Source organism: Microcoleus sp. Pol8_D6 (assembly GCF_036700965.1).
Taxonomy (GTDB): domain Bacteria; phylum Cyanobacteriota; class Cyanobacteriia; order Cyanobacteriales; family Microcoleaceae; genus Microcoleus.
The window spans coordinates 1-14,247 of record NZ_JAUBPW010000043.1; the positions used below are offsets into that span (position 1 = coordinate 1).

The following is a 14,247-nucleotide window of genomic DNA, read 5'->3' on the forward strand; positions in this document are numbered from 1 at the left end:
CTCACAACTTCCCGCTTGACTTGGCTGCTGGTGAAACAACTCCCGTAGCTTTGGTTGCTCCTTCTATCAATGGCTAATTTTTAGCTATCGATTGACAAAAAGCGCTCCTAGTAATAGGGGCGCTTTTTGTTTGGGGAAAAATATTTTCCTAGAACTGTTTCTATCCGTTAAATCCCTTAAATCCGTTACCCCCCTTACTTCCGTTACATCCATCCGTGACATTTCTTCTTGCTTTTTACTTATTTTTTCTTCCTTTATTCCTTAATTTTTTATGATTACTATAGAATATAGCCACTAGGCCGATCGAGATACTGTGACATACTCCACGGGCGAAATCTTATATTATGGTCTAGGATTCCAATAGTCGGATTCAGAATATGTTGGGCTTGCTATAAAGTGTTCGCTAGCAGCAATGCAATTGTGTCAATTCCAGAATCTAACCATAGACAAATGTAGCTGATCGGGAGTCGCTCCTCACCGTCCCAAGCGCTCTATTTCTAAAGAGGATTTGTATTATGAAAGATGGACAAGAAGTACGCCGCGTCTCCACAGCCGTCATTGCCGGTGTTTGCGGGTTGGCTTTACTGACGGGAGGGGGCATTGCCTGGTGGACTGCGAACCGTTCGCCAACCCCCGCAGATACGCCGTCTTCTGCTCAGACTACCGCTCCGGCGCTGTCCCCAAGTCCAGCGGAATCTCCTGCTGTAGTTATCCCCGTACCCCTTCCAAATCCTGTACAAGTGCCACAGGTTCAGACGCCACAGGTTCAGACGCCGCAGGTTCAGACGCCTAACGCTCTGATCCCAAAATCGCCGCAGCCAAAGCCTTTGCCGCAGACTGATGTCCAGACAGTGCAAGTCTACTGGGTTAAAGATGCCAGCGGCAAATTTGAGGGAGTTCCTACGAAAGTAGCGGTCAAACAAGCTGACAAGCCTGATGCAGCTTTACAAGCTGCTTTTAACAGTTTGTTGGCTGGGCCGAAGGATGCAACTGTTTCTAGCGAAATTCCTAATGGGACAAAACTCAGGGGTTTGAGTGTTAAGAATGACGGAGTTTATGTCGATTTGTCGGCCGAATTTACTTCGGGGGGAGGGAGCAATTCGATGACTGGCCGGTTAGGGCAAGTTATCTATACGGCTACGAGTTTACAACCGAATACCAAGGTTTGGATTTCGGTGGAAGGCAAGCCTTTAGAACTTTTGGGTGGCGAAGGTTTGGAGGTGGCTCAGCCGAGTACACGCCAAAGTTTTGACAAAAATTTTCCCCTTTAGTAATTATGAGTCATTAGTTACAAGTGATTAGTCATCGGTCTGAAAGCCGAGAATAGAAATTGATAACTGATGACTCATGACTGAGGATTGAGGATTGAGGACTGGCAACTAATGTTCAGTGCTTCGTAGTTAGGCTAAACGCCCGAAAGTGTAGGGCTTGCTGTTCGATCCGGCTGGCAAGCCGATCGCACACCATATTACACAGCTCAAAAATTAACTCGTCTTGCACCTTATAATAAGCTGAAGTCCCTTCACTCCGGCGAGTGAGGATACCAGCTTGGAGCATGAGTTTTAGGTGCTTAGAAACATTGGCTTGACTCGTTTGAGTAGCTTCGACCAATTCTTGCACGCATTTTTCGCCGTCGCGAAGCAAGTTCAAAATTCGTAAACGCATGGGCTCGCTCAAAATACTGAAATACTCAGCAACTTGTTGCACAACCTCTTGCGGGACAGGCTGGGATGACTTCATCAAACTCACCGGAGAGAAGTGATCGGGAAATATTAGCATTTATTCTGTCCATAACAATAAAGTAATCCTTCAATCCGGATTAATTCGCATCAACACTTGACCGTATTCGACAGGTTCGCCATTTTGAACTAAAATTTCCATCACTTGACCGGACACTTCATCAGCATCGATCTCGTTCATCAGCTTCATCGCTTCGATAATACAGACTGTCTGGCCGACCTTGATGCGATCGCCCACATTGACAAAAGGTGGCTCATCAGGAGCAGCAGCGCGATAAAAGGTTCCTACCATCGGCGAGATAATTGGCACCCATTTCGTATCGACAGAAGCAGGTACGGCAGCAGGTACGGCGACAGGGGCGATGGGTGCAGGTGCAGCCAGATCCGCTGCTAAATTTTGGTCAACAGCAGGAGGTGACGCTAAGGTGGGGCTAGCAACAGCGCCCAACAGGCTCGGAGCGACACTCGCCACAGAAGCAGGGAGCGCAGCAGAGGTGCCTGGTGAACTTGCCAGAATGCCTTTGCGTACTGTCAGTTCGATATCCCCACTTTTTAAAGTGAGTTCCGAAATGCCAGTTTTGTCTAATACAGTTAGCAGGTCACAAAGCTGGTTTAAGTCTAGTTGCACAGCAGATTCAAGGGTAATTGAGAATTGAAAATTGAGAATTGAAAATTGAAAATTCAGAATCAGGCGAAGCTAGGAGCATCAACGACTTTGGAGGAAAAAGGGATAGTTTTTAAGCTGTGAGAGATGAGTATTGAATTTGGAATTCTTTAACTCATAACTCAGAACTAAAAACTAAAAACTCCCTTTTATTCCCTCGTTTCTATTCTCGGCCGAGGTACTTGTCTTCACGAGTATCAATCCGAATCCGTTCTCCAATGGAAATAAATAGAGGCACCATAACCTGAGCTCCGGTGGAGACGATCGCGGGTTTGCTGCCACCGGTGGCAGTATCTCCTTTGACTCCGGGATCGGTTTGCAGCACTTCCAAGACAACAGAGTTGGGCAGTTCCACTTCCATGATTTGGTCGTTCCAGCGCAGGATGCTGACTTCCATCCCTTCACTGAGGTACTTGACTCGATCGCCTATTTGCTTAGCATTGAGGCGACTTTCCTCGTAAGTTTCCATATCCATAAAGACGAACTCGTCGCCCTCTTTATAGGTATGCTGCATCACACTCTTTTCCAGGTTGGCTTGAGGCATAGTCTCGCCCGCCCGGAAGGTTTGTTCTACTACGTTTCCGGTTTGGACGTTTTTTAATTTTGTCCGCACGAAAGCCGAGCCTTTTCCTGGCTTGACGTGGAGGAATTCGATAACCCGCCACACGCCGTTATTCCATTCAATTGAAACACCTGGTCGAAAGTCGTTACTGGAGATCATATAAATTTTTGCGGGCAATCCCGTCGCCTTGAGGCACGGGGGAACTAAAGTCAGTCGATTTTAGATTTTAGATTTTAGATTTTAGATTTACTCCACAGATGAATTTGGGAGATTGAACCTTGGTCTAAAATTTTGATCTCTCCACGACAGGAGTCTGGGGATTGTATCCGTTTTTGAGCGGCTCAGGTTAAAGCCGCAGTCTAGCTGACGGCATCAAAAAGCAATTGGCATTTTATTTTACCGTTCAAAGGGAGCAAGTGCTTTACTGAAATGTTAATGGCAGTGGGCAGTGGGCTGTTGTCAGTTGACTGTTGACTGTTGTTAGTGGGCAACTCCTCCCTGATCAAACCAACAGGCACTTTAGATGGGTAGCAGCTTAGAGGGCGGGCAGCGCTGTGGGAAGATAAGAGAGGCAATAAAAGTTAAAGTTATGTTGCATTGGCCTAATTTCTCGATCGATACGTGCAAGCGCTGGGTCAAAACCGTCGCTTTAGCGCTCTTGCTGTTCACTCTCTCCCTGAGTTTCAGTGCAGTCTCCCATGCCAAACGCCCCAGCAGCAGTATGCCTGCAGGGAATGCGATTACGGACGGGCGGGCGCTGCTGCGCTTCGCTTTACCTATTGACAATCAGACTGTACGAGAGTTGCAAATTAGTCTCGAAGACATTGGCAACCACATACGGTCTAAACGTTGGGGACCTATTAGCAGCGATGTCAGCAAGGCTTCCAGGATTCTCAACCTTCGGGAATCTGACCTTTTAGAGAGTATTCCCGACGCCAAAAAGCCGGAAGCTGAGGCGCTAGTTGCAGGGGTCAAGGAGAAAATTGCTCAACTGGAAAAGGCTGTTGAGGCTAAAGACAGGGACAAAGTGATTGACTTGAAAGCCACAATCCTAGGTTCGGTAGGCGAAATCGAAGAGTTGATGGTGACAAAGTTTCCGTTTGAAGTGCCTGCCAAGTATGCTAATCTGCCTCAACTAAAAGGCCGCGCTACTGTGGCTGTACAAACTGAAAAAGGGGAAATTACTGTTGTGGTTGACGGCTACAGCGCCCCGGTTACGGCTGGTAACTTTGTGGATTTAGTCGATCGAGGTTTTTATGACGGTTTGCCGTTTATTCGATCGGAAGAATCCTACGTTTTGCAAACGGGAGACCCCGAAGGCAAGGATGTTGGTTTTATTGACCCAGCTACTGGCAAATACCGCAATGTACCGCTAGAAGTGCTCGTGAGGGACGAAAAAGAACCTATTTACGGGATTACTCTAGAAGATGCGGGGCGTTATCGCGACGAACCTGTTTTGCCTTTTTCTGCTTTCGGTACTGTGGCCATGGCCCGTACAGAAACTGACCCTGATAGCGCTTCTTCTCAGTTTTTCTTTTTCTTGTTTGAACCTGAACTCACGCCCGCTGGCCTGAATCTGTTGGACGGTCGCTATGCTGTTTTTGGTTACATGATTGAAGGAAAAGAAGTTTTGGAGCAACTGAAGCAGGGAGACAAGATTGTATCTGCTAAGGTAGTTAAAGGAATCGAAAATTTGGTGCGACCTCAAGTTTAATTAATGACGGCGATTGAAATCGCTTTTACACCAAAGTGACGGCGATTGAAATCGCTTTTACAGAAACAAAGCCCGCCTGCGCGGGCTGAAAAAATCAATAGTGACAGGAATTGAAATCTTTTCTAAATACAGATGACGGCGATTGAAATCACTTTTACACAGACAAAGCCCGCCGGAATCAGGCTGGAAGAAAAGATAATTTTTATAGTTTCGTTATTGAAAGTAGGAATTCAATCGAGAATATGGCTATTTTACAATTTTTATTGGTAATGGGTTTGGGCGGATTCGCAGGCTTGTTGATTGTAAAAAATGTGAATGAAAACAAGCAAAAGCAGCGGTTGGATGAGGCTTTTTATCAGTTGTTGGAAACTCAAAATAGTCAAATTGCGCTGATTCAACTGGCGGCTAATGCTAGGGTTGAAGCTGAAGTTGCTCAGCAGTATTTAACTCGGCAAGTTAAGATTTTTTCGGCGGTTTTAGAGGTAGATGATGAAGGAGATACTTTTTATAGGTTTCCTAGGTTGCGCTTACCACCGAGTTCGGGTAAGGAATGGTGAAGTGAGAAAGCGCGAGCGACTAATTCAAATTTATGCAAGTTAAAGATATCGGTGAACAAGGCCTTTTAAGAATATTGCAAAAATTCTGCCCCGCAGAGATAGTTGGTGATGATTGCGCTGTCATGGCTACAACTCCCAACAAATCTCTCGCTATCACTACCGATATGTTGGTGGATGGAGTGCATTTCAGCGATCGCACTACAGGGCCTTATTACGCAGGATGGCGCGCCGCAGCAGCGAATTTGTCGGATCTGGCTGCGATGGGAGCAAAGCCTCTGGCGGTGACTGTAGCCCTCGCTGTGGCGGCGGATACGGCTGTGGAGTGGGTTGAAGAGTTTTATCGGGGGATGACGGCTTGCTTGCAAGAATATCATACGCCGATCGTCGGTGGCGATGTTGTGCGATCGCCCGTGGTGACTGTGGCGATTACGGCTTTTGGACAAGTTGAGTGCGATCGTACCATTAGTCGGTCAAATGCGCGATCGGGCTGGGCGATTGTCGCCACGGGTGTTCACGGAGCATCGCGCGCGGGATTAGAATTGCTGTTAAATCCAGAATTCGGGCAAACTCTGGAAAAGGTCGATCGAGCTTCCTTAATTCTCGCCCACCAGCGCCCTAAACCGCGGCTGGATGTTTTGCCGGTTGTTTGGGAAATATTAGGTTCCGAAGGCGCGATTGAACCCCCCCTCAGTCCCCCCCTTAGTAAGGGGGGGAAGCAAGATTTCAATTCTCCAGATGCGATTGAACCCCCCCTCAGTCCCCCCCTTAGCAAGGGGGGGAAGCAAGATTTCAATTCTCCCCCCCTTAGCAAGGGGGGGCCGGGGGGGGTCAATTCTCCCCCCCTTAGCAAGGGGGAGCCGGAGGGGGTTCAATCGTCAATTGCAATCGCCGGAATGGACAGCAGCGACGGTTTAGCTGATGCAATTATTCAAATTTGTCGGGCTAGCGGTGTTGGCGCAAAAGTCGATCGCACAAAACTACCAATTCCCGATATTTTCAGCGAAATAGTATCAACCGAAAAAGCTTTAGATTGGGCATTATACGGCGGGGAAGATTTCGAGTTAGTGCTGTTTTTGCCGATCGCAAATGCTAAATTATTGGTAGAAAAAATCGGTAATGGTGCTGCGATTGTAGGAACAGCTACCGATAGCACCGATATCTGGTTGACTGATAGCAGCGGCATTTATCCTGATTCTAGATTAAAGCTCGATCGAGGATTTCAACACTTCTGAATTATCTCGTTTGTCCGCATAGGCGGACTTAGTTTGTGTAGACGCGGTTTCAACCGCCTGGTTTTTGCCCGTTACAGATTTTCCGCCAGCGAACCGTTGACTCTGTTATTGTAGGCAGTCGCCAGATTATTTTGGGTTTGCATCCATTTTTCACTGCCGGGTTCGCGATTATTTAAAACTATTTGATAACCAGTAATGGCAATTTCAATATTATTGGCTTTATTTCCACTGGGAAAGTCACTAATATGAATACTCAAATTTTCAATAAGACCGATAATTGAGCTAATTGTTTCTGAGTTTTCACCGGCAATTAACTTCTGCGCCACTTGCTGTAAAGTCTCGGCAAAAGTGGCATTAAGGAGATGCTGTCGCCCTTCCAGCATGGGGTGAATTACTGCTGTATCCCCGTTGCTATCTTGTTCGGCTTGCAATAATTCTAGGAAAAAATTTGCATACTCTTGGAAATTTTCACTGACAGAGTTATTGCTATCTACGTCATCGTTCATATCGATGAGTTGCGCTAGGTAACGGGCTAGATGTCGGAGGAATTTAGCGCCATTTTCCCCTCCTTGTTCGGCCAAGGTTGATGCTACTAACTCGCAAGTTTCCAGAAATCCGCGATCGAGTAATTCTGAGTTATCCTGTAATATCTGCGATTCGTCTCCATTGGGGGCATTCAGCAGGGTGTGAATTAATTGCAGATAGGCTTGGGCACTGTTTTCTTCCATTATGGGGAGTTGTGAATAACACCGGAATAGATTTTATCATGATTGGGGGTGGGTTTTTGGGGTTGTTTCTGATTTTTGATGATTTTGACCGCAGATGTTGGCGGATGTACGCGGATGGACGCTGATAGATACGGTTATCTAGGTTTGCAGTTAATCTTAACGCCTAGATAATGCTACCTTGGGCATTAATCTATCCAAAATTTGCTCGATCGCAATTACTGTCCAATCAATATCAGCTTCTGTGGTTTCTAGTCCGAGAGTCAAGCGGATTCCACCAACGGCGCCGATTTCGTCATATCCCATTGCTAATAATATCGGACTGGGAGTTAGTTTGCCGCTGCTACAAGCAGAACCGGAACTAATGCCAATTCCTGCTAAATTTAGCTGCCGCACCAGAGTTTTGCCTGTGATTCGCCCTGTATCTCTTTTTTGGTAAGGGCGGGAGGAAGGGGAGATTATGCAAAAACTTACGTGGTGTGGGAGTCGGAAATATCGATCGCCAGTTGGTACTAAACTGGGTACGTGGGATAATCGGTCAAAAAGTCGATCGCGCAATGCAATTAACCTCGGCGTTTCCACATCTATTTCCTGCAAAGCTAACTCCGCCGCTACCCCAAAACCGACAATTGCCGGCACCGCTTGCGTCCCGGAACGCAGTTTCAATTCTTGGCCACCGCCCCCCAACATTGGCACTAATTCTACTCCCGGACGCACGTAAAGTGCGCCTGCACCTTGTGGCCCGTAAAGTTTGTGACTGGAAACCGAAAGCAAGTCTACGGGCAGTTTCTGCACGTCAACTTGCAGCTTGCCGGCAACTTGAACTGCATCGGTATGAAACATGATATTGCGATCGCGAGCAATTTGTCCTAATGCCTCAATTGGTTGCAGCGTGCCAACTTCACTTTGTCCGTAAATGATCGAAATTAACACTGTATTTGATCGCAGCGACTCTTGCAAATCCAAAGGGTGAATTCGTCCAAATTTATCCACCGGTAGGCGCGTCACTTCCCATCCCAACTGTTCGAGTTGTCGCGCCGGTTCTGCTACAGCGGAGTGTTCTACGCTGGAGATAATAATATGCTGTGGCTTTGTATAAAGACGGGCAATTCCCAGAATTGCCAAATTGTCCGCTTCAGTGCCGCCACTGGTAAAAATTATCGATTCCGGTAGCGCGTTAATCAAGCTAGCAACCTGCATTCTTGCTAATTCTAAAGCTGTCGCCGCCCTTTGTCCCCACTCGTGCAAACTGGAAGGATTTCCCCACTGCTGAGTGAGAGCTTTTTGCATGGCTTGAATCGCTTCTGGGCGTGTCGGCGTTGTAGCACTATAGTCGAGATAAATTTGCATGGCTTTAATTAAATGACGAACTAATAATGAATGATTGACTACCTAATGAATAAGGCACTTATCCTAAAGGCATAAATGATTATTGACTCATGACTCATGATTGTTAAATTATGACTGATCGCAACCGCCAATTGCCAACTAATAACGGCAAGTCAACTCACAACTGTCAAATCCCAACTCCCAACAGTCAACTCCCAACCCTTCTGTCTTGCAAGCTGTCAACTGTCAACTGCCAACTGTCAACTGACTAATGACTTCCGGGTTTGCAGACGTTGTAATCTTCGTGCGACAAAACTTTTTGGGGAATTAAGAAAGTGCCGCAATCTTCACAAAGCATTCTGTAGTTGCGAGTTACAGGAATACTGATTATCAAACGGTTGTGACGCAGGCGTTTGCCGCCGAAATCTCTGTAATTCTTATTTTCGCCCAAAGCTGCTATAATTGCGCGGGCTTTAGTAACTACGTGGTCTGGCAGACCTCTGAGATCGATGATATCTCTAGCAAATGATGCTTCCCTCTCTTGTTTTTTGGTTTGTTTTTGTGTCAGCACTTCAACGTAATGCTGCTGCGCCACCAACTCTTGCGTGCAGCGATGGCACGCTTTACCATATCCTTTGTGACCGCACGGAAAAATTCTTTTTCTTTTAGCCATAAAGCAGCGGTATAGGGTTTGACCCACGCCCCTGAATGCTGCTACCCTACCAGTGATGCTTCCGGCATCGAGGCAGTTCTACAAGACGCAAAATCTATTCCCTTGCATAAATTTAATAGGTTGTAACTTTACTTGATCCAATAACTTTGAACTTTGGTTCGGCTAATAACCTCTATTTTTTTTAAAATTTTGTGACTGTATTGTATTATCATTTACTCGGTTTGTGTTGTGCTGGGCTGGTGGCGATCAATCTGGCGGGCTGCGGACAAACAAAGCAAGACGTGCAGAATTTACCTCTCAGTCTGGCTCCATTGCCTCAAGACCCCTTGTTGCAAGTATACTTCAATCAGTCGATCGCTTCGAGTTATACAGAGCCTTACCGCCAGCAAACTAGACCTGGAGATGATTTAGAAAACTTGATCGCTGTGGCGATCGCCAGTGCTGAATCGACGGTAGATGTAGCGGTTCAGGAGTTTCGATTGCCAGGTATTGCGAGGGTTTTGGCCGATCAACAGCGATCGGGAATTAAAGTGAGATTAATTGTCGAACATATCTATAGTCGCCCTTGGAGCGATTTTACAGCTCAGGAGTTAGGGAAATTACCGGAAAGAGAGCGCGATCGTTATACCGAATTTGTGCAACTTGCCGATACCAATAAAGACGGTAAATTAACGGCCGAGGAAATCAAACAAAATGATGCTTTGGTAATTGTCAAGGATGCGGGTATTCCTGTAATTGATGATACTGCTGACGGCAGTAAAGGCAGCGGTTTGATGCACCACAAATTTGTGGTAATTGATGGCAAAACCGTAATCGTCACTTCTGCTAATTTTACCACAAGCGATATACATGGCGATTTCAAGACAGCCGCAAGTCGCGGCAATGCGAACAATTTACTGAAAATAGAAAATGCTCAATTAGCGCAACTGTTTACTCAAGAATTTAACATCATGTGGGGCGACGGGCCCGGAGGAAAACCGGACAGCAAGTTTGGCATCAAAAAACCGTTTCGTCAAGTGCAAAAAGTAAGAGTAGGGAATTCGACACTTGCGGTGCAATTTTCGCCGACTTCCCAGACTTTGCCTTGGGAAAAAAGCGTTAACAGTTTGATAAATCGAACTTTAGGTAGTGCGAAAAAGTCGGTCGATTTGGCATTGTTTGTATTTTCGGCTCAGCGGTTGTCAAATACTTTGGAAATTGAAGCTAGCCGGGGAGTTGCGGTGCGAGCTTTAATTGACTCTAATTTTATTTATCGCTCTTACAGTGAAGGGTTGGATATGATGGGGGCGACTTTGATGCAAGATTGCGGGTTAGAAACTGACAATCGCCCTTGGAGAAAGCCGCTGACTACGGTGGGAGTCCCGCTGTTACCAATGGGCGATCGCCTGCACCACAAATTCGGCGTTGTGGACGGCAAAACGGTGCTTACAGGTTCTCACAACTGGAGTGAGGCGGCAAATCACGGGAATGACGAGACGCTGCTGGCGATCAAGAGTCCCGTAGTTGCAGCCCATTTTGAGCGGGAGTTCGATCGGCTTTACAAAGGTGCAATTTTGGGAATTCCCGCCCGAATCAAACAGAGAATTGATGCTAAGAAAAAAGAATGCGATTCACTACAAGCAGCATCAAAATTGCCGAGTGCTAAACCTCAAATTGCTGCGGGAAAAAAGTTAGTTAATTTGAATGCCGCGACTCAGGAAGAATTAGAAACTTTGCCTGGGGTTGGCCCGAAGTTAGCCGAGAGAATTATTGCAGCGCGACAACAGCAACCTTTCACCTCTTTGGACGACGTGGCGCGGGTTCAGGGCATTGGGGACAAGCTTTTAGAGAGATGGCGCGATCGAGTAACTTGGTAGTTAAGTTCGTACTCAGGACTTCATTCCTGACTCCACAAAGTTCGCACGCACTCAGGAGTTCAGTTTTCCCTTGCGCAACTCAGGATCAAAGACTCAAGTCCTCACTAGAAACCTATTGGATCTACTTTGACAACACCTCAGCTCTCAAGTTAAAATAACTTCTAAACAAAATGCTATCTATTCACCTGAGAGGTAGAGAGAGATGGAACACGCCAGATTTGTTACGGGGAGGCCACAAATCAAATTTCTAGCTATTTTTCTGGGGGCAATTTTTTTGACGCTAGCAGCTTTCACAGTTAGCGCCCAGCAGAGTAGCGAAGCACAATTTAGGGTCAAAAACGAAAACGCTTTTAATATTAATTTAATTCAATTTAAGCGCACTGAATATGTAGGTCCGTGTGCCGGTACTGTCTTCTCCCCTGATTCGCAAAGCGCTCGATTTGTCTCCAGCAAGACTCCTCCCGGCCCTAACAGAAGGGTAATGATTAAAAATGTGACTAATGGCATGGAAACTAACCCCTATCCTTACACAGACCGAGGTTACAATAAAGGTGAGTTCTCCGAGGATTTTGGATTTAAGTTGGGTAACAGTCACAAAACAAGAACTTTTTCGGTCTTAGAGGGAGAAAATAAGTTTCTCTATGAAATTAAAGAAAATGACCAAGTTATAGAACAGGGTGCGCTTACGGCTGAAGTTTCTATACAAAACTTAGGTACTTTTCCCCGTCAGCAAATTTGTCAAGATCAGGTAGAATGTCGGGATACTTCTGATTGTCGCGATCGTAAAGGCAGAAAAAGAAGTTGCAGACAAGAGTGTTTTCCTGTTCAACAATGTCGCTGTCCCTAACTACTTTCTGTCCAAAAAATATTTTTTTATTTAATTAAGGCCAGAAGACAAAGAAAAATAACAAACCAGAAACAAGATAAGTTATTAGTCGTTACCAGGCAGAGCCTGGTAACGCAGATCCGGAGGCTCTGCCTACAATTTTCATGGAAGCAAACGAGGCAGAGCCTCGCTTACATCGGTTCCCAGGCACAGCCTAGGAACCAGTTAAGAAAAGTGAGTTTTTGTGGAACAGGCAAGATGCCTGTTCCACGAGAAATCAAGTAATGGGGTGAAAGTAAAATGCGGCTCCTAACACGATGTATGTTGCTAAAAGCAACACTCCTTCGAGCCAATTCGATCGCCCGTCAAGACTAATTAGATTAGCAATTGTCACGGCAATGGCAACTGCAACTACTTCAAACGGATTGAAGTTTAAATCCATCGGCTGATGAATTATTAATCCGATAATTACCAACACCGGCGCTACCAGCAAAGCAACTAGCAAACTTGAACCCATTGCGACAGAAACTGACAAATCCATATTGTTTTTCATGGCAACTCCCACCGCAGTTACATACTCTGCTGCGCCGCCAACAATCGGCAACAGAATTACCCCTGTAAACAGTGGCGTCAATCCCAATCCTTTGGTAGTTTCTTCGACAACACCCACGAAAATTTCTGATTCAAAAGCAACAGCAACAGTTGAGGCAACTAGCACTCCTATCCACAACCACAAATTCGGTTTGTGCGTAGTAGATTCTTCTTTGGTATTTTGAGAATTTTCTGACTCGAGTTCTAGTAAGCTAACATCGTAAAGATAGCTGTGGGTTTTTAATGAAAATAGCAGAGTTAGAGCGTAAACTGCGATTAGGACGATCGCAGTTATTAAGGAAAGATTCTGAATGGCTGCGGGTTCGACTCCATTGGAGGTGTAAATTACCATTGTCGGCAGCAGAATAGCAATCACTGCTAGAGTCATTGTAGAACCGTTTACCCGCGCGATAATGGGTTTAAATTCCTGTTCTTTGTAGCGGATTCCTCCTAACAGCATGGAAAATCCCATGACCAAGAGCAAGTTGCTGATAATTGTACCGGTTATACTGGCTTTCACAATGTCAATTAAGCCAGCTTTCAGAGCAACTATTGCAATAATTAATTCCGTAGCATTGCCGAAGACTGCATTTAATAAGCCGCCTATGGAGGGGCCTGTAACGATCGCCACTTCTTCTGTTGCTGTGCTCAACCAAATCGCCAGAGGTATAATGCCTAAAGCGGATGTGATGAAAACTGCCAGGGAACCCCAGTGCAAATACTCAGCGGCGATGGAAATGGGGATGAAAATTAACAGCGCTATGGAAAGAATTTTTTTGATTGACATAGGAACTCGGATGGTGTACGGAAGGGTGAGGTCGAGTTGTCGGGGCGATCGCAAAGTTGATTTTACACTATTCAACTATTCTCTGACAATTCTGGTGGCGAGTGCGATCGATAATTGGGAATATTTAACCGCAAATGCACCTAGAGCGAGGCAGATTGAATATAATAGAATTATATCGACCTCGGTAAAAAGATATGTCTCAATCTGTAGTGCCAGTTGTTGAATCAAAGCAAATTGATACTTCACCCACCTTGACTTTTGAAGAATACCGATTTTATCAAACTGATTCCGATTTACAATATGAACTGTACAAAGGCAAATTAATTCCGATGCCAACCGCAACAGTTTTACATATCAAAATATGCGAATATTTAGTTTACAAATTGCAGCGTTACCTAGCTGAACACAATCTTGACTTAGTAGCAAAAACAGGTTTAGGAGTAAGAACAGAAGAAGATACCTCTCGGATTCCTGATGTAGTTGTTTGCACTCAAAGTCTTTTGGAACAAGCTGCAGCTAGACCAGGTTCTGGCATCCTCGATTTTGACGAAAAGCCGCTGTTAGTCATAGAGGTAGTGAGTCAAAATCGGCGCGCCGATTATGTGATTAAACGAGCTGAGTACGAACTAGCTAACGTACCTGAATATGTCATTGTTGACCCTACACCTAACAAAGAATTGGTGCGAGTTCTAGCCTTTCCTGAAGGTGAAGACATCTATACCCAGACTGATTTTAGGGCGGGGCAACAAATGGTGTCTGTAGTATTTCCCAATCTGACATTATCAGTGAATGAAATACTGTCTCCGCCATTAGTTGAAGGGTTGATTAAAGCGGAACAAGCTCGGTTCCAGGAACTTGAACAACGTGCTGAAAGATTGGCGGTGAGGTTGCGAGAATTAGGAGTAGATCCCGATCGCATTTAGGAGCTGGGATTACCCACAAGTCAGGAGTTAATTGTTATTAGTTATATCCAATCTGTTAGGAGCGTAATT

The 14,247-nt window shown here is 45.6% G+C and carries 15 protein-coding genes and 1 pseudogene; 9 read left to right on the forward strand and 7 right to left on the reverse strand.

Translation table 11 applies throughout. From position 1 onward, the window contains the following. Both QUA10_RS17690 and QUA10_RS17695 read left to right on the forward strand, forming a co-directional pair. Positions 1 to 77 (forward strand): annotated as a pseudogene (locus tag QUA10_RS17690) (photosystem II protein D1); the annotation flags it as partial. Between the two features lie 438 nt (positions 78 to 515). Further along, complete coding sequence (locus QUA10_RS17695) at positions 516 to 1,271, forward strand: GerMN domain-containing protein (RefSeq protein WP_333083820.1); 756 nt, start codon at positions 516 to 518, stop codon at positions 1,269 to 1,271. A gap of 115 nt (positions 1,272 to 1,386) precedes the next feature. On the opposite strand, the gene QUA10_RS17700 is transcribed toward QUA10_RS17695, so the two are convergent. The 3 genes from QUA10_RS17700 to efp all read right to left on the reverse strand — a co-directional run bounded on the left by QUA10_RS17700 (position 1,387) and on the right by efp (position 3,124). Beyond that, a complete protein-coding gene (locus QUA10_RS17700; RefSeq protein WP_006631662.1) occupies positions 1,387 to 1,779 on the reverse strand; it encodes an ArsR/SmtB family transcription factor in 393 nt (130 codons plus the stop codon). A 30-nt stretch (positions 1,780 to 1,809) separates the two neighbouring features. Continuing rightward, on the reverse strand, positions 1,810 to 2,367 hold the full coding sequence (gene accB / locus QUA10_RS17705) for an acetyl-CoA carboxylase biotin carboxyl carrier protein (protein WP_333083819.1): 558 nt from the start codon (positions 2,365 to 2,367) through the stop codon (positions 1,810 to 1,812). A 199-nt stretch (positions 2,368 to 2,566) separates the two neighbouring features. After that, on the reverse strand, positions 2,567 to 3,124 hold the full coding sequence (efp, locus tag QUA10_RS17710; protein WP_333058573.1) for an elongation factor P: 558 nt from the start codon (positions 3,122 to 3,124) through the stop codon (positions 2,567 to 2,569). 430 nt (positions 3,125 to 3,554) lie between these two features. On the opposite strand from efp, the gene QUA10_RS17715 reads away from it, so the two are divergent. The 3 genes from QUA10_RS17715 (at position 3,555) to thiL (ending at position 6,468) form a co-directional block, all read left to right on the forward strand. Next, complete coding sequence (locus tag QUA10_RS17715) at positions 3,555 to 4,679, forward strand: peptidylprolyl isomerase (RefSeq protein ID WP_333083818.1); 1,125 nt, start codon at positions 3,555 to 3,557, stop codon at positions 4,677 to 4,679. A 242-nt stretch (positions 4,680 to 4,921) separates the two neighbouring features. Continuing rightward, positions 4,922 to 5,236, forward strand: coding sequence for a hypothetical protein (locus QUA10_RS17720; protein ID WP_333083817.1), 315 nt, complete (start codon positions 4,922 to 4,924; stop codon positions 5,234 to 5,236). Positions 5,237 to 5,268: 32 nt separating this feature from the next. Further along, positions 5,269 to 6,468, forward strand: a complete 1,200-nt coding sequence (gene thiL, locus QUA10_RS17725; protein ID WP_333083816.1) for a thiamine-phosphate kinase — start codon at positions 5,269 to 5,271, stop codon at positions 6,466 to 6,468. Positions 6,469 to 6,539: 71 nt separating this feature from the next. Here the strand turns inward: thiL and QUA10_RS17730 are convergent, their stop codons facing one another. Further along, positions 6,540 to 7,196, reverse strand: coding sequence for a hypothetical protein (locus QUA10_RS17730; protein ID WP_333083815.1), 657 nt, complete (start codon positions 7,194 to 7,196; stop codon positions 6,540 to 6,542). Between the two features lie 156 nt (positions 7,197 to 7,352). Further along, the gene (locus QUA10_RS17735; RefSeq protein WP_333083814.1) at positions 7,353 to 8,543 is read right to left on the reverse strand and encodes a cysteine desulfurase family protein; all 1,191 of its coding nucleotides are present in this window, start codon (positions 8,541 to 8,543) and stop codon (positions 7,353 to 7,355) included. Positions 8,544 to 8,653: 110 nt separating this feature from the next. Between QUA10_RS17735 and QUA10_RS17740 the strand changes: the two genes are divergently transcribed. Continuing rightward, on the forward strand, positions 8,654 to 8,794 hold the full coding sequence (locus QUA10_RS17740; RefSeq protein ID WP_333086324.1) for a hypothetical protein: 141 nt from the start codon (positions 8,654 to 8,656) through the stop codon (positions 8,792 to 8,794). Here the strand turns inward: QUA10_RS17740 and QUA10_RS17745 are convergent. Further along, positions 8,791 to 9,195: a DUF7682 family zinc-binding protein gene (locus QUA10_RS17745; RefSeq protein ID WP_333083813.1), complete on the reverse strand. Its 405-nt coding sequence runs from the start codon at positions 9,193 to 9,195 to the stop codon at positions 8,791 to 8,793. The two genes, QUA10_RS17740 and QUA10_RS17745, sit on opposite strands and share 4 nt — an antisense overlap. A gap of 191 nt (positions 9,196 to 9,386) precedes the next feature. On the opposite strand from QUA10_RS17745, the gene QUA10_RS17750 reads away from it, so the two are divergent. After that, entirely contained in the window at positions 9,387 to 11,051 is a 1,665-nt protein-coding gene (locus QUA10_RS17750; protein ID WP_333083812.1) for a DUF655 domain-containing protein, read from the forward strand. A gap of 202 nt (positions 11,052 to 11,253) precedes the next feature. After that, positions 11,254 to 11,898 carry a hypothetical protein gene (locus QUA10_RS17755; protein ID WP_333083810.1) on the forward strand — a complete coding sequence of 215 codons (645 nt, stop codon included), beginning with the start codon at positions 11,254 to 11,256 and terminating at the stop codon, positions 11,896 to 11,898. A 256-nt stretch (positions 11,899 to 12,154) separates the two neighbouring features. Here QUA10_RS17755 and cax read toward each other — a convergent pair whose 3' ends face one another. Next, entirely contained in the window at positions 12,155 to 13,255 is a 1,101-nt protein-coding gene (gene cax / locus QUA10_RS17760) for a calcium/proton exchanger (protein ID WP_333083821.1), read from the reverse strand. A 194-nt stretch (positions 13,256 to 13,449) separates the two neighbouring features. Between cax and QUA10_RS17765 the strand changes: the two genes are divergently transcribed. Further along, the gene (locus tag QUA10_RS17765) at positions 13,450 to 14,178 is read left to right on the forward strand and encodes a Uma2 family endonuclease (protein WP_333083809.1); all 729 of its coding nucleotides are present in this window, start codon (positions 13,450 to 13,452) and stop codon (positions 14,176 to 14,178) included. Positions 14,179 to 14,247 lie beyond the last annotated feature (69 nt).